Below are 19,090 nucleotides of genomic sequence, written 5' to 3' on the forward strand. Positions count from 1 at the left end.
GTGGTGTCCCCGGGCCGCTGCTCGGCCGGGGCGGCACCGCTCAGCCCGGGTCGCCCCCGCCCTGCGCCAGCAGCTCGCGCAGGGCCCGCTCCTCCTCGCGGCTCAGACCGGTCACGAACTGCTGGAGGGCGGCGATCGGGTCGGGGCCCCGGTCCAGGGCCCGGCGCATGGCCTCGGCGGTCAGCTCGGCCGCGTTCTTCGACGGGCGGTACGCGCCGCGCCGCCCGTCCGCGTCCCGCAGCACCAGTCCCTTGTCGTACAGCCGTTTGAGGATGGTGTGCACGGTGTTGTACGCGAGACCGCCGATCTCGGTCTGGATCTCCGCCGGCGTGAGCGGCCGATCGGTGGCCCACAGGGCGGCCAGCACCTCACTCTCCAGCTCACCGGCGCTGCGCCGTTCCGCCCTAGCCATGCCCCAACCTTACAGCGCGTAGGGGCAGGGCCCGCGGGCCGTGCCCGTCCGCCCACCAACCGGGCGGAAGTGGGCGGGTCCGCCCCCGATCCGCGGCGGCTCCGTGATGTGGTGGTGCCCTCCGGTTCTGCCCGCACGGGGCGAAGGGGTGAGGATGGCCGGCAGCACGGATGCCGCACTCGCCGGGACGCGGGCCGCGCGCTCCCGGCACCTGACCGGGCGCGGTCCCGGCCCGCGGGCCGCCGTCCCGCTCGCGGCCGTCGCCGCGGCCTTCACCCTGGCCCAACTGCTCCTGGTACGACCCGGCATGGGACTCGGCTGGGACGAGACGGTGTACGTCAGCCAGATCAGCCTGCACGCCCCCGCGGCCTACTTCAGCGCGCCCCGGGCCCGCGGCATCTCCCTGCTCGTCGCACCCGTCACCGCGTGGTCGTCCTCGACGGTCCTGCTGCGCTGCTACCTCGCCGTCCTGTCCGGCCTCGCCCTGTACCTGGCACTGCGCGCCTGGCGCGGACTCTTCCCGGTCCGGGTCCTCGCCCTCGCGGGCGCGCTCTTCGCCTCCCTGTGGATCACCCTCTTCTACGGCCCCCAGGCCATGCCCAACTACTGGGTGGCGATCGGGGCGTTGACGGCGACCGGGCTCTTCCTACGCGTCGGCGAGCCGCCCGCGAGAACGTCATCCGCGGGCGCGCCGCCCACGGGCCGCGACCGGGCCGCGCTCGGGGGCCTCGCCGCCGGCACCGCGCTGATGGGCTGGATGCGTCCCGTGGACGCGGTCTGGACCGTACTGCCCCTGCTCGCCGTCGCGCTGGCGCGCCGCTCCTGGAAGCGGTCGGCCGCGCTGCTCGCGGGGCTCGCCGCCGGGGTGGCCGAGTGGGTGATCGAGGCGTACGTCGGCTACGGCGGCCTCGTCCACCGGCTGCACGAGGGCTCGGCGATCCAGGGCGGGCTCGGCTGGCACGTCGCCGTGACCGACCAACTGCGCAGCCTCGGCGGACGCTCCCTGTGCCGGCCGTGCACGGGCGCCCTGCCCAGCCCGCTCGTCATCGCCTGGTGGTTCGCGCTGCCCCCGCTCGCGCTGCTCGCCCTGGTCCTCGCGGTCCGCGCCCGGCGCGCGGCGGCCACCGCGCTGCCGCTCGCCTGCGCGGCGTCGGCCGCCTTCCCCTACCTCTTCCTCATCGGCTACGCGGCCCCCCGCTTCCTGCTGCCCGCCTACGCCCTGCTGGCGGTCCCGGTCGCCGCCGCGCTGCCGCGGCTCGCGACCGCCCCGCGCGGGCCCTGGCGCCCGGTCGTCCGCACCCTGCTGTGCCTGGCCCTCGCGCTGCACCTCGGCGCCCAACTGAGCGTGCTCACCCACACGGTGCGCGGCACCACCGCCGCCCACCGCGCCTGGTCGCGCACCGCCGCCACCCTGCACCGGGTCGGCGTCCGCGCCCCCTGCCTGGTCACCGGCGACGAGGCACTGCCGGTCGCCTTCTACGCCGGCTGCGCCTCGGCCGCGACCAGCGGACCCAACGCCAACTCGACCGCCGACGCCATCGCCCGCACCGCCCGGCGCATTCCGGCGGCCACGCTGGTTCCCGAAGGCGCCCGGCCGCCCGCCTACGCCCGCGACTGGGCCTGGGTCCCGGCCGAGGGCCGGCGGCTGTACTACACGCTGCCGGGCAGCGGTGTGTGACGGCGTCGCCCCGTGGGGTTTCCGGTGCGTCCGGCGAGGTAGGAACGGAGGAGACCGCGTGCCGACGGAGGGGAAGCAGATGACGGGGAACGACACCGCGGGGCTGCCGGACGAGGCGTTCTTCACGCCCGGGGGTTCGTCCTTCACCGAGTTCCTGGCCGCGCACCGGCCGGGCCTGCTGCCCACCGTGTCCCCGCTGCCCGCCGGGACGAGCGCGGCCCCCGGCCGGTTCCCGCACGGCACCACCGTGCTCGCCCTCACCTACGCCGACGGCGTGCTGATCGCCGGGGACCGCCGGGCCACCATGGGCAACCTGATCGCCCAGCGCGATCTGGAGAAGGTCCACCCCGCCGACGAGCACACCGCCGTCGCCTTCGCCGGCACCGTCGGACTCGCCCTCGACATGGTGCGGCTCTACCAGGTCGAGCTGACCCACTTCGAGAAGATCGAGGGCACGCCGATGACCCTCGCCGCGAAGGCCACGCGTCTCGCGGCCATGATCCGGCAGAACCTCGCCCAGGCCATGCAGGGCCTCGTCGTCGTCCCCCTGCTCGCGGGCTACGACCTGACCGCGCCGACGGGGGAGGGCGGCCGCATCTTCGCCTACGACGCGGTCGGCGGCCTGTACGAGAAGCGCGGCTTCCACGCGGAGGGCTCCGGATCCCCGTACGCCCGCGGCGCGTTGAAGAAGCTCTACCGGCCGGGCCTGCCGCGCCGCGAGGCCGCGCTCGCCGCGCTGCACGCGCTGTACGACGCCGCCGACGACGACTCGGCCACCGGCGGCCCCGACCTCAACCGCCGCATCTTCCCGATCATTTCGTTCATCACCGAGGACGGCTTCGAACGGATGCCGCAGTCGCAGACCGAGGAGCTGAGCCGGGAGATGGTGGGCCAGCGCGCGGGCCGCCCGGACGGTCCGCACGTCGAGCCGTAGCTCCCCCGGGCGACATTCGAACGGCAACGAACAAACCCCGAACACTTCCTGCTCCGGGCAATGAACGCGGGCGGCACCGCCGTCTAGATTGCCGTACGGCGGATGAGGCACGGGGCACGCACGGGCTCGGGGGAGGGCCGCATGCCACCGTCTCCTGGCGACGACAGGGCGACGGCGGTGTGGGCCGGGCCGGCGCCTCGTCCGCCGACACGATGTCCGCGTGCGCACTCCGCCCGCACTTCCAGGCCAGCAAGGAGCGTTCCCGTATGAGACTGACCCGCGCCGCCCTGACCGTCGCGGCCACCGCACTGACCCCGGCACTCCTGCTCAGCGCTCCGGCCTTCGCCGAGGGCACGTCCACCACCACGGCCGTGGCGACGCCCGCGACGGCGGCCACCGAGACCCTGGTCGGCGACATGCCGGACGACGACCTCCGGGTCGCCGTCCTGCGCATCCTGGGCGCCGCGCAGCAGAACAACCAGAAGGCGGTCGTCCGGGCGGCCAACGCGGCGCTGGACGATGGTTCCCCGGAGGCCCTGCGTGCCTTCCTGGAGACGGGCTACCGGCAGGCCCAGGCGGAGGACGACGCCGTCGCGATCGCCCGCATCCTGTACCTCGCCCAGCAGAACAACGACAAGGCGGTCGTCCGGGCGGCCAACGCGGCGCTGGACGACGGTTCCCCGGAGGCCCTGCGCGCCTTCCTGGAGACCGGCTACCGAACGGCTCAGGCCGAGGACGACAGGGTGGCGATCTTCCGCATCCTCGCCGACCCGGCCACCAGCCCGGCCCTCCGCGCGGCGGCGGAGAAAACCCTGGACGACGGCACGCCGGAGGCGCTGCGCTACTTCCTGGAGCACGGGCGCTACGAGGTGGGCGCCTAGCCGATCGGAACGCCCGCGCTCCGGCGGTCCGATCAGCCCACCCGGCGGGGAAGCCCCAGCGGATTGGCGTCCTGGAGCTCGGGCGGGAGCAGTTCGTCCGGCCAGTCCTGGTAGGCGACCGGGACCAGCCAGCGGTCGATCGCCGTGGCCCCCACCGAGGTGTGCAGCGAAGCCGTCGTCGACGGCCACGGGCCGCCGTGGTGCATGGCCCAGCAGACGGCGACGCCGGTCGGCCAGCCGTTGTGGACCAGGCGGCCCACGCGGTGCCGCAGCACCGCGGCCACCCGGGCGGCCGCCGCCGCGTCACCGGCTGTGGCGTGCACCGAACCGGTGAGGCTGCCCGGGAGGGCCGCCAGTGCCTCGGCCAGCGCGTCCGGGTCCGGGTACGTCACCACCAGGCCGGCCGGGCCGAAGCACTCCTCGGCAAGGACGTCCAGATGCTCGGCGAAGGACGTCAGGGAACACCGCCACACGCGCGGTGCCACCGCGAAGGAGTCGTCGTTCGCGTCTCCGGAGGCCAGCGGGACGAGGCCGGTCGACTCGTCCAGTGCGGCGACCCGGGCCCGGTACCCGTCCCGGATGCCGGCCGTCAGCATGGCTCCGGTCGCGGTGGCGCCGACCGCGGCGGCGACGGCGTCCACCAGCGGGCCGTCCTCGGGGACGAACAGCAGGCCGGGGTTGGTGCAGAACTGGCCGGTGCCCAGGGTGAGCGACCGGGCGTACCCCTCGGCGATCTCCCCGGTGCGCCGTGCGGCGGCGTCCGGCAGGACCACCACCGGGTTGACGCTGCCGAGTTCGCCGTAGAAGGGGATCGGTTCGGGGCGGGCGGCGGCGAGATCGAACAGGGCCCGGCCGCCGGACTGCGAGCCGGTGAAACCGACGGCCTTGACGGCGGGGTGGTTCACCAGCGCGGTACCCGCCTCGAAGCCCGTGACCAGGCCGAGGACGCCGTCGGGGGCGCCGGCGGCGCGCAGCGCCCCGGCGACGACGCGCGCGACCGCGACCGAGGTCGCCGGGTGGCCCTCGTGCGCCTTGACCACGACCGGGCAGCCGGCCGCGAGGGCGGAAGCGGTGTCACCGCCCGCCACGGAGAAGGCGAACGGGAAGTTGGAGGCGCTGAACACGGCCACCGGACCGATCGCCTGGCGCATCCGGCGGATGTCGGGACGCCCGGCGGCCGGGTCGGCCGGGGTGAGGACGGCCTGCACATGGCCGCCGTCGCGCAGCACCTCGGCGAACAGGCGCAGCTGGCCGCTGGTGCGGCCCACCTCGCCGGTCAGTCGGACCTCGCCGAGCGCGGTCTCGGCGTCGGCGACCGCGACGAGTTCCTCGCGGGCCGCGTCCAGCGCGTCGGCGGCGGCGTCGAGGGCCGCGGCCCGGTCGGCGGCGGGCAGCGCGGACCAGAGGGGGAAGGCCCGGGCGGCGGCACGGGCCGCGGCGTCGACGTCCTGCGCGGTGGACACGGGGACCGGGTCGCCGACGGGCTCACCGGTACGCGGGCTGATGCCCCGCAGCGGGGCGGTCGTGGTGTCGGTCATCGGATCGGTCGAACCTCCGGGTCGTACAGGGGGATTCGGGGGAACCGCGGGGCGGCGGGCCGTGGCGGCGGGTGCCGTGTCAGTCGTCCGCGTCCGCGTCGAGTTCGGGCGAGCAGAAGGCGCCGCCCAGGTGGATCTCGTCCAACGGGTCGTGCCGGCCCTGGAGTTCGTCGGCGAAGCGCTCGGCGTCGTCCCGGGGCTCGTAGCCCAGGGCGCGTGCCTCGTCCAGCGAGAACCAGCGGCGGGTGTTGTCCGAGACGCCCCACACCACGCGGAAGCCGGGCGAGGGCGTGGCGATGAGCGCCTCCATCAGGCGCGCGCAGTCGTCCGGGGACAGCCAGGTGGCCAACTGGCGGGTGGCGATGGGGGTTTCGAAGCAGCCGCCGATGCGGACGCAGACCACGTCCAGGCCGTAGCGGTCGTGGTAGAGGCTGCCCAGGGCCTCGGCGGCCACCTTGCTGACGCCGTAGTAGGTGTCGGGCCGGGGGAAGAGGTAGTCCGGCGCCTCGCCCTCGCCCCGGGGGTGGAAGCCCACCGCGTGGCTGCTGCTCGCGATGATCACCCGGGGCACGCCGGCCCGGCGGGCCGCTTCGAGGACCGTGCGGGTGCCGTTGATGTTGATGTCGAGGATGCGGTCCCACGGCCCCTCGACGCTCAGGCCGCCGAGGTGGATGACCGCGTCGGCCCCGGCGAGGGCGGCGCGCATCCCCGGCAGGTCCGTGACCGACACCCGGACGCACTCCACGTCCTCGCCCTCGGCCGCGTCCGGTACCGGCGCCACGTCCAGCAGCCGCAGGGTCCGGCCCTTCCGGGCCAGCCGGGGGCGGAGCAAGGTGCCCATCCCTCCCGCGGCTCCGGTGATCACGATGCGCTGGGTCACTCGCCCCATCTCCTCTCGGCGGCTCCGGGCCGTCTTGACCGTGCTCCTGGCCGAGTCTTACAGTTCGAAGGCAAGTTCGCAAATGTGGAGGCTGTCTACGTATGTAGACGACGGAGGAGTGCCAAGTGCCCATGTTCGACGGCGTGCTGTTCTTTCCGGTGACGCCCTTCACGGCGTCCGGGCAGGTCGACCGGGAGGTGCTCGCCGAGCATCTGCGCCGCGGCCTCGCCGCCGGTCCCGGAGGGGTGTTCGTCGCCTGCGGTACGGGCGAGTTCCACGCCCTGAGCCCCGAGGAGCACGGCGAGGCCGTCCGCACCGCGGTCGAGACCGTGGCCGGCCGCGTCCCGGTGTTCGCCGGTACCGGCGGCCCGCTGCCGCTGGCCCGCCGGTACTCGCGCATCGCCCAGGACGCGGGCGCCGACGGCCTGCTCCTGCTCCCGCCCTACCTGGTGCAGGCCCCGGCGGCCGGACTCGCCGCCTACACGCGGCAGGTCGCGGACGCCGGCGATCTGCCGGTCATCGTCTACAACCGCTCCAACGCCCGCTTCGACGCCGCGACCGCCGCCGAACTGGCCCGCCACGACAAGGTGGTCGGCCTCAAGGACGGGGTCGGCGACCTGGACCGGCTCTCGCGCATCGTGACCGCGGTACGGCACGAACTCGCGGGCACCGGCAAGCCGTTCCAGTTCTTCAACGGCATGCCCACCGCCGAGGTGACCGTCCCGGCGTACCGCGGCATCGGCGTCGACCTGTACTCCTCCGCCGTCTTCTGCTTCGCCCCGGAGATCTCCAACGCCTTCTACCAGGCGGTCGAGAAGGGCGACCGGCACACGGTGGAGCGGTTGCAGCGGGAGTTCTTCCACCCGCTCGTGGCGCTGCGCGACCAGGTGCCGGGCTACGCCGTATCGCTGGTCAAGGCGGGCGTGCGGCAACGGGGCCTGGAGGTCGGCGGGGTACGCGCCCCGCTGGTCGACCCGGCCCCCGAACACCTCGACGCCCTGCGCCGGATCACCGACGCAGGCCTGGCCCTCGTGGAGGACATCGCCCGATGAGCGACGCGATCCGCATCACCGACGTCACCGTGACCCCCGTCGCCTTCCGCGACCCCGCCCTGCTCAACGCCGTCGGCGTGCACGAGCCGTACGCGCTGCGCGCCGTCCTGGAGGTGCACACCGACCAGGGGATCACCGGTCTCGGCGAAACCTACGCCGACGAGGGCCATCTGCGCCGGCTGCGGCAGGCCGCCGACGCCCTGGTGGGCCTGGACGTCCACCGGCTCGGCCGGATGCACGCCGTGGTCGCCGCCGCGCTCGGCGGGGACACCGGCAGCGACGGGCACGGCCTCACCGGCATGATCACCACCAGCAGCACGGTGGACCGGGTCTTCTCGCCCTTCGAGGTCGCCTGCCTGGACATCCAGGGCAAGGCGGCCGGGCGCCCGGTGTCCGACCTGCTCGGCGGCGCCGTGCGGGACCACGTGCCCTTCAGTGCCTACCTGTTCTACAAGTGGGCCGGGCATCCCGGTGACGAGCCCGACTCCTGGGGCGAGGCGCTCGACCCCGAGGGGATCGTGGCGCAGGCCCGCCGCATGATCGACGAGTACGGTTTCTCGGCCCTCAAGCTCAAGGGCGGTGTGTTCCGGCCCGAGGAGGAGATGGAGGCGGTCCGCGCCCTGCGCGAGGCCTTCCCCGGCCGGCCGCTGCGGCTCGACCCCAACGCCGCCTGGACGGTGGAGACCTCCCTGAGGGTGGCCCGCGAGCTGGACGGCGTCCTGGAGTACCTGGAGGACCCCACGCCGGGGCAGGAGGGCATGGCCCGGGTCGCGCGCGAGGCGCCGATGCCGCTCGCCACGAACATGTGCGTGGTCGCCTTCGACGAACTCAGGCCCGCGGTCGCCCTGGACGCGGTCCAGGTGGTGCTGTCCGACCACCACTACTGGGGCGGTCTGCAGCGCTCGAAGGTGCTCGCCGGGATCTGCGACACCTTCGACCTGGGCCTGTCCATGCACTCCAACTCGCACCTGGGCATCAGCCTCGCCGCGATGACCCACCTGGCGGCGGCCACGCCGAACCTGACGTACGCCTGCGACACCCACTGGCCCTGGAAGACCGAGGAGGTCGTCGCGCCGGGCGCCCTGGAGTTCCGCGACGGCTCCGTCGCCGTGCCCACCGCGCCCGGTCTCGGCGTCGAACTCGACCGGGACGCGCTGGCCCGCCTGCACGAGCAGTACGTGTCCTGCGGACTGCGCAACCGCGACGACACCGGTTACATGCGGCGGATCGACCCGTCGTACGAGAAGAAGGTCCCCCGCTGGTGAGGGCCCCGGCCCCGGGCCGGTGAGACCGATGGCGCCCCGCCGACGGCGGGGCACCATCGGTCAGACGCGCGTCAGCGGATGCCGTCGCGGCGCAGGGTCTGGGCCAGGGCCGCGGCGTGCCTGCTCACCGCCTCCGCCACCCGCTCGGTCTCCTGGTCCGTGGCGTGGTCCAGCGGGATCGAGCAGCTGATCGCGTCGGTCGCCGGGATGCGGTACGGCACCGCCGCGGCGACGCAGCACAGTCCGGGGGTGTTCTGCTCGCTCTCCAGCGCCCAGCCGCGGGTGCGCGTCCGCTCCAGTTCCTCCCGCAGCGCCGGGCGCCGGGTGACCGTGTGCGGGGTGAGCGCGTCCAGCCGCTCCGGCAGCAGCCCGTCCACCTCCCGCGCGGTCAGCTCGGCGAGCAGCGCCTTGCCGAGGGCCGTCGCGTGCGCCGGGAGCTGCCTGCCCACGCGGGAGGTCAGCCGGCGGGAGTCGGTGGCCTCACGGGTGGCCAGATAGATGACGTTGGAGCCGTCCAGTCGGGCGTAGTGCGTGGTGTAGCCGACGTCCGCGCGCAGCTGCTCGATCTGCCGCACCGCGTACGGCAGCGCCGGGTCCCGGTCCAGGTACGCCGTCCCGCACAGCAGGGCGCGCGGGCCGATGCCGAAGCCGGCCGCATCGCCGCCCTCCTCGACCTCGATCCACTTGAGCCCCACCAGGGTGCGCAGCAGCGCGTACAGGCTCGAACGCGGGTATCCGGTGCGCTCCTGGAGCTGGCCCAGTGTGAGCCGCTCCGGGGAGGCCGACAGCACCTCCATGATCTGGACCGTGCGTTCCGCCGACTTCACCGGCCCGCGGGCGCCGTCGCCCGTCTCCGCCATTGGCTCCACCCCATTCACCTGTCTCTCCCCGGCCGCCGCGCCGTCCCCGAACGCCGACGGCGTCCCTCGCCGTACCGGAGGCGGGGCGTCCGCCCGTCGCGTCAACGAAAACTTCCCGAAACGTTGACCGCCCCTGTACGCCAGGCTAACGTGCGCGCTGGAAAGCATGGATGAGAATTGAGTCTACATATGTAGACGACGTGGTCAAGTCGAGCTTTCGTCCATGCATGGAGGCCGGGCCCCGGCGCGCCGACGCACCGCCTCCGCCCCCTACCGCTCGCTACTGCCGACGCGCCGTCGGTATCGAGGAGTTCGCATGGCTTGGCCGGACTGGGTGGCCCTCGGTGGCTACTTCGTGGTGATGCTGCTGATAGGCGTCTGGTCGCACAGACGCGTCAACGACGTGAGCGACTACTTCACCGGCGGCGGCCGGATGCCCTGGTGGCTGTCCGGCATCTCGCACCACATGTCGGGGTACAGCGCCGCCGTCTTCGTCGCCTACGCGGCGGTCGCCTACAGCTACGGCATCACCATCTACGTCTGGGCGTTCCTGCCGCTCGCCGTCGCGACCGGTGTCGGGGCCTGGCTGTTCGCCCCGCGCTGGAACCGGCTGCGCCGTCGCTACCACGTGGCCTCGCCGCTCGAGTACCTGTCCCGGCGGTACAACGTCGCCACCCAGCAGGCGCTGGCGTGGAGCGGTGCGCTGCTCAAGGTCTTCGACGTCGCCGCCAAGTGGGCCTCGGTCGCCATCCTGCTGAACGTGTTCACCGGGGTCTCGCTCAACATCGGCATCCTGATCACCGGTGTCGTCACCCTGGTCTACTGCACCGTCGGCGGCCTGTGGGCGGACGCCCTCACCGACTTCGGCCAGTTCGTCATCCAGGGCGTCGCCGCGCTGTCCATGGTGATCGTCACCCTGGACCACGTCGGCGGCTTCTCCGGCCTCGGCTCCCTCTGGCACCGGCTGCCCGACGGCCACACCCACCCGCTGGTGGGCCCGTACACGGCCGGCTTCCTCACGGCGTACGTGGTCGTCAAGCTCTTCGAGTACAACGGCGGCATGTGGAACCTGGCCCAGCGCTACATGGCCACGGAATCCGCCCCGGCCGCCAAGCGCTCGGCCGTCCTGTCCGCGGTGCTCTACCTGATCTGGCCCGCCGTGCTGCTCTTCCCGTCCGTCGTCGGGCCGGTGCTGATGCCGCACATCGCGGACCCGCAGCAGGTGTACGCGCTGATGGCGGAGAACCTGCTGCCGGCCGGTCTGGTCGGCCTGACCCTGGCCGGCATGTTCTCGCACACCATGGCGATGGCCTCGTCGGACGCCAACGCCATCGCCTCCGTGGTCGTCCGGGACATCATCCCGGCGGTCGCCCGCAAGGGCCGGGCGCTCGGTGCCAGGACCGGACTGCTCGCCGCGCGGGTCTGCACGGTCTCGTTCATCGCGGTGAGCATGGTGGTCGCCATGGAGGCGAAGCACTTCGGCGGGCCGCTGGGCATCATCACCGCCCTCGTCGCCGCGGTGATGGGACCGATCTCCATCCCGATGCTGCTCGGCCTGCTGCCGGCGTTCCGCCGCTGGGGGTCCCTGGCCGCGCTGATCTCCTGGGCGTGCGGCCTGGCGAGCTTCGTCGTGGTGAAGTACGTCATGGACAGCACCGACCAGACGCTCACCATCGCGACGCCGCTGGTGACCTCCCTCGCCCTGTACCTGGTCGTCGGACTGGTCTTCCCGCAGCCGTCCGCGGTCGCGGACGAGATCACCACGGCGGTGAGCGGCACCGACGCCGTTCGGGCGCCGGCGGGCCCCGCGGACCCCACCGGGGAGTCGCTGGCCGCCGCCACCGACTGACCCCGCCCGAAGGGGCGCCGGTCCCACCGCCCGGTCCTGCCCGGCCCCCGGTCGTCGTCCGGGGGCCGTCGGGACGCCGGGTGCCGGCCGCCGCCGGACGGCCGGGAGTCGCGGGTGAGGAAGGGTCAGGTTCCGGGGCGGGTGAGGTCTTCCACGTCGGGTGTCCCGGTGACGGCGGCGACGGCGCTTCGCAGGGCGTCGGCCAGTTGGCCGGCCTGTTCCCGGGTGTACCAGGCGCGGGGCTGGACGAGGTCCAGGCAGACGGCTTCGCGGTGGCGGGTGACGAAGAGGGTGGGGAGCGGGCCGGGAGGGATGGTGAGGACGAACGGGCGCGTGGCGGTCAGTCCGTCGGGCAGCGCCGGGGGAGTGCAGTGGTGGGTCACGTTGCTGACGGCCACGGTGAGGGCGGCGGAGGCCAGCCGGCCGAGCATCCGCGCGGTGGCCAGGTACTCCAGTTCGGCGTGCCCGGCGCCGAGGGAGTCCCGGACCTGACGGCTGATCTGCCCGGCGAGGGCGCCGGCCGGTGTGCCGGGGCCGACCAGGGCGGTGGCGGAGGTCGTGGAGGCGGCGAAGGCGAACTCGTCGGCCGGCAGCGGGGGACGCAGCCGCGACCGCAGGTCGACGGGGATCAGACAGCTCTGCCGCAGCGGGCCGTCGTCGGGCGACAGCAAGCCGCGGACGGCCGTCATCGCCAAGGCGCAGACGAGGCTGTTGACGGTCGCCCGGGCACGGCGTGCCTGCTGGATCAGTGACCGGGTCTGGTCGGCGGACAGCACGAACCGGTGGCGGTGGGCTCCCTGTGCCGGGCCCGGGCCGCCGTCGCGGGCGGCCCGCGGCACCAGGGCGGCCGACCGCGACGCGTCCAGCCGTGCCGACCACTGGGTGGCGTACGCGGCGATGTCCGCGGCGCCGTACCGCTCGTGGAGCCGTTCCTCCACGGGCCGGGGCAGCTCACCGGGCGCGGAGGCCCTCGTACCGGCCCCGCCGGCCAGTTCCCGGCAGATCGACCACAGCCGTCTGTGCAGTGCCATCAGGCAGGCGCCGTCGCTGACGGCGTGCCAGGCGAGCAGGGTGAGGGTGTGCCGGTCCGGGGCGTCGCGGTGGAGCAGGACGCGCAGCACCCGCTCGCCGGGCCGCAGGAAGGCCGCGTCCTGCGGTGCCCAGCCGTCGGGCGCGAGGTCCAGGCCGACGGGCGCGTCGGCGAGGTCGCGCCGCAGCACCGGGCCGTCGGGTCCTTCGACGACCCGGGCCGCGAGTACGGGCGTCCGGCGCGACAGCTCGTGGACGGCGGCCCGCAGCAGCTCGACGTCCAGGCGTCCGTGCACCGTCCAGCCGACGGCGACGGGGTTGCCGGCCAGGACCATCGCCGCCTCGCTGGGCGCCAGCGCTCGTTCGAGGATCAACTCCGCCTCCTGCGCTCGTTTCCGGCACCGGTCGGCCCGTGCGCCGACCGGTGGGAGGGAAGTCGACCACGGCGCCGGCCGCGAGGGGAGGTGTCATGCCCCGCGCACGGTCGCGCGCCGGCCGGGTCGGCGCGGTACGTGTCAGGGGTGCGCTATCTCGGTGGTGACCTCGTCGTACCGGACGAGGTGAGGGGTGAAGGAATAGGAGGGACGTCTGTCCTTCAGCCGCGCCGTGGCGTCGTCGAGATACGCCCACATGTCGGCGGGGTCGGCGTCGACGCCGAACGTCGCGTCGTTGAGCACCTCCATGTCGGGACTGGAGACGTACGCCACGTACTTGAGGGTCTGGCTGCCACCGGCCATGGGTGTCACGGTCTCCTTCGAGGTGTTGCGCGGTGTGCTCACGCCCTTGCCGCCGGCGGCCTCGGCGGCCTGCGCCGTGCCGGGTGCCGTGAGAAGCGCCGAAGCGGCGACTGCGCCCGTGGCGCCCAGGACGGTGCGCCGGGAAATGTCTGACACGGTCCTCCCCCTGCCTCCCCGGACCCTCCTCGCGAGGGCCCGCGGCCGACGTTACAGCGACGGCTTCGCCGCGGAGGGCGAATTCGACGGCCGGAAAATCCTGTCCGCTCGGCCGGTTCGCGGGCCGCTGGGCGCGGCGGCCACGGTGCTGCGGCGCTCGGCTGAGTTCCGGCCGGTGCCGGGCGGTTCACGCCGGACGGCAGGCTGGTCCCTCGGACCGTGGTGAGCTGCTCACCGCACCTGGTGAGCTGCCGGGACCGGAACTCCGCCGGGGGTGAGGCCGACGCGACGCGACGGCCGTGGGGTGCTGCGCTGTGCCGGCCGGCGTCCAGTCACAGCCCGTCCGGGCCAGAAGCCGCCGCGTCCGGTCCGGCCGTCGCGGACCCGTCCGGGCCTGTGGTCACCGCGCGCGGTCTCGCCGTCGCGGCCGTCCGCATCGGAGCCCGCGTGGCGCTCCTGCGCAGCGCGCCGGCGGCCGGGTGGCCGGTTCCGCGGCGGTGGGACGGCTTGGGCAGACAGCGTCGCCGCGCCGCGGCGAATCCGACAGCCGGTCCGTCGGCCCGAGCCCGCGGGCGGCGGCACGACCGCCGTGGCGAAGCCGTTGGCGCGCAGGACCCGGCACGCGTCGGGGCCGTCCGCGGTCGGCGGTTCCGTGTCCGAGACGCACGGCGGACACCTCCGACGCCGCAGTCCTCAGCGCGCTCGCGCCGTCCGTCGCGGTGACCGGCCCGACGCCCGCGCCCGCGAGGCCCCGCCGCGGCACCTCACGCAGGGCGTGCTCCGCCTCGACGGCGAGGGTCCTCGGCCGTATCCCTCTCCAGCGGCGCCTCGGCCTCGTCGGACGGATCGGCCGGATCCGGTTCCGGAGCGCCGGGGGCGAGCCGGCCGGGCAGCCACCGGGCCGCCACGGCACCGCACGCGCAGAGCCAGCCCGCCGCGAACAGCCAGCCGCCCACCACGTCGGTGAACCAGTGCACGCCCAGGAAGACCCGGGTCAGCCCGACCCCCACCGCCCAGCAGGCGGCCAGCGCCATCAGCGGCCCCCGGCCGCGCGGGGAGCGCAGGTACAGCGCCGCGATCAGCAGCCCGGCGGTCATGGCCGACGTGGTGGTGTGCCCGGAGGGGTACGACCAGCCGGAGGCGAGTGCCTGCCAGTCCGCGTGCGGGGGCCGGGCCCGGGCGACCAGGGCCATCACGCCGTACCGGGCGACCTGCCCCAGGACGAGACAGCCCAGCGCCAGCAGCACGGCGGTGCCCCGCTGCCGTCGCGTACGGGCCGCGATCACGCCCGCCAGTACCGCGAGGGCGTACGGCACGACCCCGGTGCCGGTGTCGGTCAGTCCCCGCGCCACGGCAGCCGCCATCGGCGGCCGGTGTGCGAGGGACCAGGCGTGCAGGCCCCGGTCGGGGGCCAGCGGGGCGCCGTGGCCCAGGACCACCAGCACGGTCAGCGCGGCGAAGGCCGGCCAGGCGGCCAGCCCCGCGAGGCCCTTGCGGCTCACCGGACCGAGCACGCCCGGAACACTCCTCGGCACGGGGCGGACCTCACGGTGTCTCCTTCGCCGCCCTGCGCGAGCGCAGCACCTCCGCGGCGAGCGGGACGAGGGAGACCACGACGATCAGGGCGATCAGCGGCAGCAGGTACTTGTCGACGTTCGGGATCGAGGAGCCGAGCGCGTACCCGCCCAGGGTGAGGCCGAGGCTCCAGACCAGGCCACCGACCACCTGCCACACGGTGAACGTGCGGGTCGGCACGCCGAGCGCGCCCGCCATCGGATTGAGCACCGTGCGCACCACCGGCACGAACCGGGCCAGCACGATCGCCTTCGCGTGGCCGTACCGCTCCAGCAGTTCCTCCGCGCGGCGGGCGCCCTCGCGCAGCTTCGCCGAGCGGGTGCGGGCCAGCAGCGCGCCGCCCGCCTTCCGGCCGATCAGGAACCCGCACTGGGAGCCCACCAGCGCGCCGAGCGCCGCCGCGACCAGCAGCGGTCCGAGCGAGAGGTGCAGCCCGTGCTCGGCCGAGCCGGTGCACAGCAGGCCCGCCGTGAACAGCAGCGAGTCCCCGGGCAGGAAGAACCCGATCAGCAGACCTGTCTCCGCGAAGAGCACCACGCCGACGCCGAACACGCCGAAGGCGGCCAGCAGCGAGTGGGCGTCGAGCACGTTGACCGCGAGCTGCGACGCCAGATGTGGGGGAGTGGCCATCGCCGCACGCCCTTTCCTTCGACTTGCTTCGACAACATGTGACTACACATTTGTAGACGGTAGCCCCTCGTGCCGACGAACACGGACAGGGGTTCCTGCCCGGGCTTTGCCCGGCGATTGCCGGTTGATGACCGGATGCCTACGAACGGGTGGTCATCATGGTCGCGAAGGTAAGGCATGCCTTCGCTAAGTTACTGGGAGGGCCGCCAGGCATGTGGGACGACGCGTTTCCGAGTTTCCTGATCGGACTGAGGGAGGGACTCGAAGCCGGACTCATCGTCTCCATCCTGGTCGCGACACTGGTGCGCGCCGAGGCGCGCTCCCGGCTGCCGCAGGTGTGGACCGGCGTCCTGGCCGCGATAGCCGTGGCGATGAGCTTCGGCGCGGTCCTCACCTTCACCGCCGCCTCCATGCCGCAGACCGCCCAGGAGGCATTCGGCGGCACCCTCAGCGTGATCGCCGTCGCGTTCGTCACCGCCATGGTGTTCTGGATGCGCCGCTCGGCCCGCAACCTCTCCAGCGAGCTGAAGCAGAAGGTCACCGGCGCCCTCGCCATGGGCTCCGGGATGCTGGTCCTCACCTCCTTCCTCGCCGTCGGCCGCGAGGGCCTGGAGACCGCCCTCTTCCTGTGGACCACCGCCCAGGCGGCCGGTGAGTCGGCGGGCCCGCTCACCGGCGCCGCCATCGGACTGGTGCTCGCGGCCGGCCTGTGCTGGGGCCTGTACCGCAGGGTCCTCAAAATCAACCTGACCAAATTCTTCACCGCCACCGGCGTGGTCCTCGTCGTGATCGCCGCCGGTGTGCTCGGCTACGGCCTGCGCGACCTCCAGGAGGGCGGCGTGCTGCCCGGCAGGACGGCCTACGCCGTGGACCTCGCCGGCAGCATCGACGCGGGCTCCTGGTACAGCACCCTCGTCCAGGGCGTCTTCAACCTGATGCCCACCATGACCTGGCTCCAGGTCGTCGCCTACGTCGGCTACCTCGTCGTGGTGATGACCCTGTTCGTGCGCGGCGTGCGCGCCACCGCTCCGAAGCCGAAGCCCGAGCCCGCCGAGCGGCCCGCCGCCGAGGAGCCCGCCGGCCCGCGGTCCCGCACCGGGCGCCGCCCGGCCTGGGTGGTTCCGGTCGCCGTGGTCGCCGTACCCGCCGTGATCGCGGCACTGGTCGTCGCCCTCGGCCGCCCCAAGCCCGCCGGGGACCAGACCGTGGCCGTCTCCGAGACCGACTGCGGCAAGGGCTTCACCGCGCCCACGCCCGGCCGGCAGACCTTCCGGATGCACAACACCGGCCGGCAGGCCTCCGAGGTCTACCTGGTCGATCCGTCCACCAACGCGGTCTACGGCGAGATCGAGGGCCTCGCCCCCGGCACCACCCGCGACCTCGTCGCCACCGTCGCGGGCGGCACCTACGCCTGGCGCTGCGTCCCGGCCAGCGGCAAGGCCGTCACCTCCAAGCCGGTCACGGTGCGCGGCGGCGGCGCGGCCAAGCCGGTCACCCCCGTCTCCGAGCAGGACCTCGCCGGCCCCCTGAAGGCGTACAAGGCGTACGTCGGCCACGGCCTGGACACCCTCGTCGGCCAGACCGGCACCCTCCGCCGCGACATCGAGGGCGGCCACCTGGACAAGGCCCGCACCGACTGGCTCACCGCCCACCGCACCTACGCCTCGCTGGGCGCCGCCTACGGCACCTTCGAGGACTTCGACAAGAAGATCGACGGCCGCGCCGACGGCCTGCCCGGAGGCGAGCACGACAAGGACTTCACCGGCTTCCTCCGTCTGGAGTACGGCCTGTGGCACGGCCAGTCGGCCAAGGAGCTGACCGGCCCCGCCCGGCAGCTGGACACGGACGCCGCCGGGCTGCGCAAGGCCTTCCCGAGCCAGGACTTCGACCCCGGCGACCTGCCGCTGCGCGCCCACGAGATCCTGGAGAACACCCTCCAGTTCGAGCTGACCGGCGACACCGACGAGGGCAGCGGCACGAACCTCGCCACCGCCGACGCCAACCTCACCGGCACCCGCGAGCTGCTCACCGTCCTCGAGCCGCTGCTCACCAGCCGCTCGCCCCGGCTGCTGCCCACCGTCGACGCCGACATCGACCGGGTGCACAAGCTGCTGGACGCGGCCCACGACGGCGGCCACTGGACCCCCGTCGAGAAGCTCCCCGCGGCCGGCCGGCAGCGCCTGGACGGGGCCACCGGCCAGCTGCTCGAGGACCTGGCCCCCGTCCCGGACCTGCTGGAGATCCGGAAGTCCGCCTGATGACCACCCAGCACCCGCACCCCGAAGGGAACCCGCCCATGCCCACCGCCGACACGCCGTCCTGCCCCGTCGGTCCCGCCCGCCGCTCCTTCGTGCGCACCGCGCTGGGCGCCGGTGCCGCCGGGGCGGTCCTGGCCGGCGGCGGCTTCGCGCTCGGCGAGAGCGGCGGCACGGCCCAGGCGGCGCCCGCGGGCCCGGACGGCCGGGCGAAGGTGCCCTTCCACGGCGCCCACCAGGCCGGGATCGTCACCCCGCAGCCGGCCGCCGCCGCGTTCGTCTCCTTCGACGTCATAGCCGACGACCGCAAGGGCCTCACCGACCTGCTGAAGACCGTCACCGAGCGGGCCCGGTTCCTCACCTCCGGCGGCGCCCCCGCCGACCTCGGCGTGGGCGCGCCGCCCTCCGACAACGGCATCCTCGGCCCCGAGGTCCCGGCGGACGCCCTCACCCTCACCCTCGGCGTCGGCCCCTCGCTCTTCGACGACCGCTACGGCCTCGCCAAGGCGAAGCCCGCCCGGCTGGTGCCGATGCGGACCTTCCCGAACGACAACCTCAACCCGGCCGAGTGCCACGGCGACCTCTCCCTCCAGATCTGCGCGCAGAGCCAGGACACCGTGCTGCACGCCCTGCGCGACATCGCCCGGCACACCCGCGGCGCGATGCAGATCAAGTGGCGCATCGACGGCTTCCAGAACGCGCCGCGTCCCACCGGCGCCCAGCGCAACCTGCTCGGCTTCAAGGACGGCATCGCCAACCCGGACGTCAACTCCGCCCGGGAGACGAACAAGCTGATCTGGGTCGGCGACGGCCAGGGCGAGCCCGCCTGGGCCACCGGCGGCAGCTACCAGGTGATCCGGATCATCCGGATGCTGGTCGAATTCTGGGACCGGGTCTCGCTCACCGAACAGGAGAAGATGTTCGGCCGCCGCAAGGACACCGGCGCCCCGCTCGACGGCGCCAAGGAGACCGACGTCCCCAACTACGCCAAGGACCCGCACGGCAACGCCATCCCGCTGGACGCCCACATCCGCCTGGCCAACCCGCGCACCGCGTCGACGGACGGCTCGCGCATCCTGCGCCGCGGCTACAACTACGACCGGGGCGTGGACAACGTCGGCAACCTCGACATGGGCCTGGTCTTCTGCTGCTACCAGCAGGACGTCAAGCGCCAGTTCGAGGCCGTGCAGACCCGGCTGATCGACGAGCCCCTGGTGGACTACATCTCGCCGACCGGCGGCGGCTACTTCTTCGCCCTGCCCGGGGTCCGCGACAAGGAGGACTGGCTGGGCCGGGGCATGTTCTCCGCCTGACCCGCGCCCACCCCCTCCTTCCATTACCGCTCCCTCTCCCCGGGGG

The 19,090-nt window shown here is 74.0% G+C and carries 16 protein-coding genes; 8 read left to right on the top strand and 8 right to left on the bottom strand.

Features of this window, described 5'->3' with window-relative positions:
* Positions 1 to 40 precede the first annotated feature (40 nt).
* Positions 41 to 412 (bottom strand): BlaI/MecI/CopY family transcriptional regulator, encoded by a 372-nt coding sequence (locus BLW85_RS35330; protein WP_071828551.1) that lies wholly within the window; start codon positions 410 to 412, stop codon positions 41 to 43.
* Between the two features lie 154 nt (positions 413 to 566).
* Here BLW85_RS35330 and BLW85_RS35335 point away from each other — a divergent pair, with 154 nt between their 5' ends.
* From BLW85_RS35335 to BLW85_RS35345, 3 genes are all read left to right on the top strand, one after another.
* The gene (locus BLW85_RS35335) at positions 567 to 2,090 is read left to right on the top strand and encodes a hypothetical protein (RefSeq protein WP_079172533.1); all 1,524 of its coding nucleotides are present in this window, start codon (positions 567 to 569) and stop codon (positions 2,088 to 2,090) included.
* Positions 2,091 to 2,169: 79 nt separating this feature from the next.
* On the top strand, positions 2,170 to 3,024 hold the full coding sequence (gene prcB / locus BLW85_RS35340) for a proteasome subunit beta (RefSeq protein WP_074996331.1): 855 nt from the start codon (positions 2,170 to 2,172) through the stop codon (positions 3,022 to 3,024).
* Between the two features lie 266 nt (positions 3,025 to 3,290).
* Positions 3,291 to 3,905: an ALF repeat-containing protein gene (locus BLW85_RS35345; protein ID WP_074995422.1), complete on the top strand. Its 615-nt coding sequence runs from the start codon at positions 3,291 to 3,293 to the stop codon at positions 3,903 to 3,905.
* A gap of 32 nt (positions 3,906 to 3,937) precedes the next feature.
* On the opposite strand, the gene BLW85_RS35350 is transcribed toward BLW85_RS35345, so the two are convergent.
* Together BLW85_RS35350 and BLW85_RS35355 are read right to left on the bottom strand one after the other, a co-directional pair.
* Complete coding sequence (locus tag BLW85_RS35350; RefSeq protein WP_079172534.1) at positions 3,938 to 5,443, bottom strand: aldehyde dehydrogenase (NADP(+)); 1,506 nt, start codon at positions 5,441 to 5,443, stop codon at positions 3,938 to 3,940.
* A 79-nt stretch (positions 5,444 to 5,522) separates the two neighbouring features.
* Positions 5,523 to 6,332 (bottom strand): NAD-dependent epimerase/dehydratase family protein, encoded by an 810-nt coding sequence (locus tag BLW85_RS35355; protein WP_074995425.1) that lies wholly within the window; start codon positions 6,330 to 6,332, stop codon positions 5,523 to 5,525.
* 122 nt (positions 6,333 to 6,454) lie between these two features.
* Here BLW85_RS35355 and BLW85_RS35360 point away from each other — a divergent pair, with 122 nt between their 5' ends.
* A complete protein-coding gene (locus tag BLW85_RS35360) occupies positions 6,455 to 7,375 on the top strand; it encodes a 5-dehydro-4-deoxyglucarate dehydratase (RefSeq protein ID WP_070023368.1) in 921 nt (306 codons plus the stop codon).
* Positions 7,372 to 8,640 (top strand): glucarate dehydratase family protein, encoded by a 1,269-nt coding sequence (locus BLW85_RS35365; protein WP_070023369.1) that lies wholly within the window; start codon positions 7,372 to 7,374, stop codon positions 8,638 to 8,640. The genes BLW85_RS35360 and BLW85_RS35365 overlap by 4 nt, the downstream gene beginning before the upstream one ends.
* A gap of 71 nt (positions 8,641 to 8,711) precedes the next feature.
* Here the strand turns inward: BLW85_RS35365 and BLW85_RS35370 are convergent, their stop codons facing one another.
* Complete coding sequence (locus tag BLW85_RS35370) at positions 8,712 to 9,500, bottom strand: IclR family transcriptional regulator (RefSeq protein WP_074995428.1); 789 nt, start codon at positions 9,498 to 9,500, stop codon at positions 8,712 to 8,714.
* Positions 9,501 to 9,816: 316 nt separating this feature from the next.
* Between BLW85_RS35370 and BLW85_RS35375 the strand changes: the two genes are divergently transcribed.
* Positions 9,817 to 11,349: a sodium:solute symporter family protein gene (locus tag BLW85_RS35375; protein ID WP_074995430.1), complete on the top strand. Its 1,533-nt coding sequence runs from the start codon at positions 9,817 to 9,819 to the stop codon at positions 11,347 to 11,349.
* A 125-nt stretch (positions 11,350 to 11,474) separates the two neighbouring features.
* On the opposite strand, the gene BLW85_RS35380 is transcribed toward BLW85_RS35375, so the two are convergent.
* From BLW85_RS35380 to BLW85_RS35395, 4 genes are all read right to left on the bottom strand, one after another.
* A complete protein-coding gene (locus BLW85_RS35380) occupies positions 11,475 to 12,752 on the bottom strand; it encodes a phthiocerol/phthiodiolone dimycocerosyl transferase family protein (RefSeq protein WP_074995432.1) in 1,278 nt (425 codons plus the stop codon).
* A gap of 141 nt (positions 12,753 to 12,893) precedes the next feature.
* On the bottom strand, positions 12,894 to 13,271 hold the full coding sequence (locus BLW85_RS35385) for a hypothetical protein (RefSeq protein ID WP_074995434.1): 378 nt from the start codon (positions 13,269 to 13,271) through the stop codon (positions 12,894 to 12,896).
* Positions 13,272 to 14,035: 764 nt separating this feature from the next.
* Positions 14,036 to 14,785 carry a phosphatase PAP2 family protein gene (locus BLW85_RS35390; protein WP_244174971.1) on the bottom strand — a complete coding sequence of 250 codons (750 nt, stop codon included), beginning with the start codon at positions 14,783 to 14,785 and terminating at the stop codon, positions 14,036 to 14,038.
* Positions 14,786 to 14,816: 31 nt separating this feature from the next.
* The gene (locus BLW85_RS35395) at positions 14,817 to 15,476 is read right to left on the bottom strand and encodes a DedA family protein (protein WP_070023374.1); all 660 of its coding nucleotides are present in this window, start codon (positions 15,474 to 15,476) and stop codon (positions 14,817 to 14,819) included.
* A gap of 212 nt (positions 15,477 to 15,688) precedes the next feature.
* Here BLW85_RS35395 and efeU point away from each other — a divergent pair, with 212 nt between their 5' ends.
* Both efeU and efeB read left to right on the top strand, forming a co-directional pair.
* Positions 15,689 to 17,734, top strand: a complete 2,046-nt coding sequence (gene efeU / locus BLW85_RS35400; protein ID WP_074995436.1) for an iron uptake transporter permease EfeU — start codon at positions 15,689 to 15,691, stop codon at positions 17,732 to 17,734.
* Positions 17,735 to 17,772: 38 nt separating this feature from the next.
* A complete protein-coding gene (gene efeB, locus BLW85_RS35405; protein WP_074996334.1) occupies positions 17,773 to 19,044 on the top strand; it encodes an iron uptake transporter deferrochelatase/peroxidase subunit in 1,272 nt (423 codons plus the stop codon).
* Positions 19,045 to 19,090 lie beyond the last annotated feature (46 nt).

It is taken from the genome of Streptomyces misionensis (assembly GCF_900104815.1).
Classification (GTDB): Bacteria; Actinomycetota; Actinomycetes; order Streptomycetales; family Streptomycetaceae; genus Streptomyces; species Streptomyces misionensis.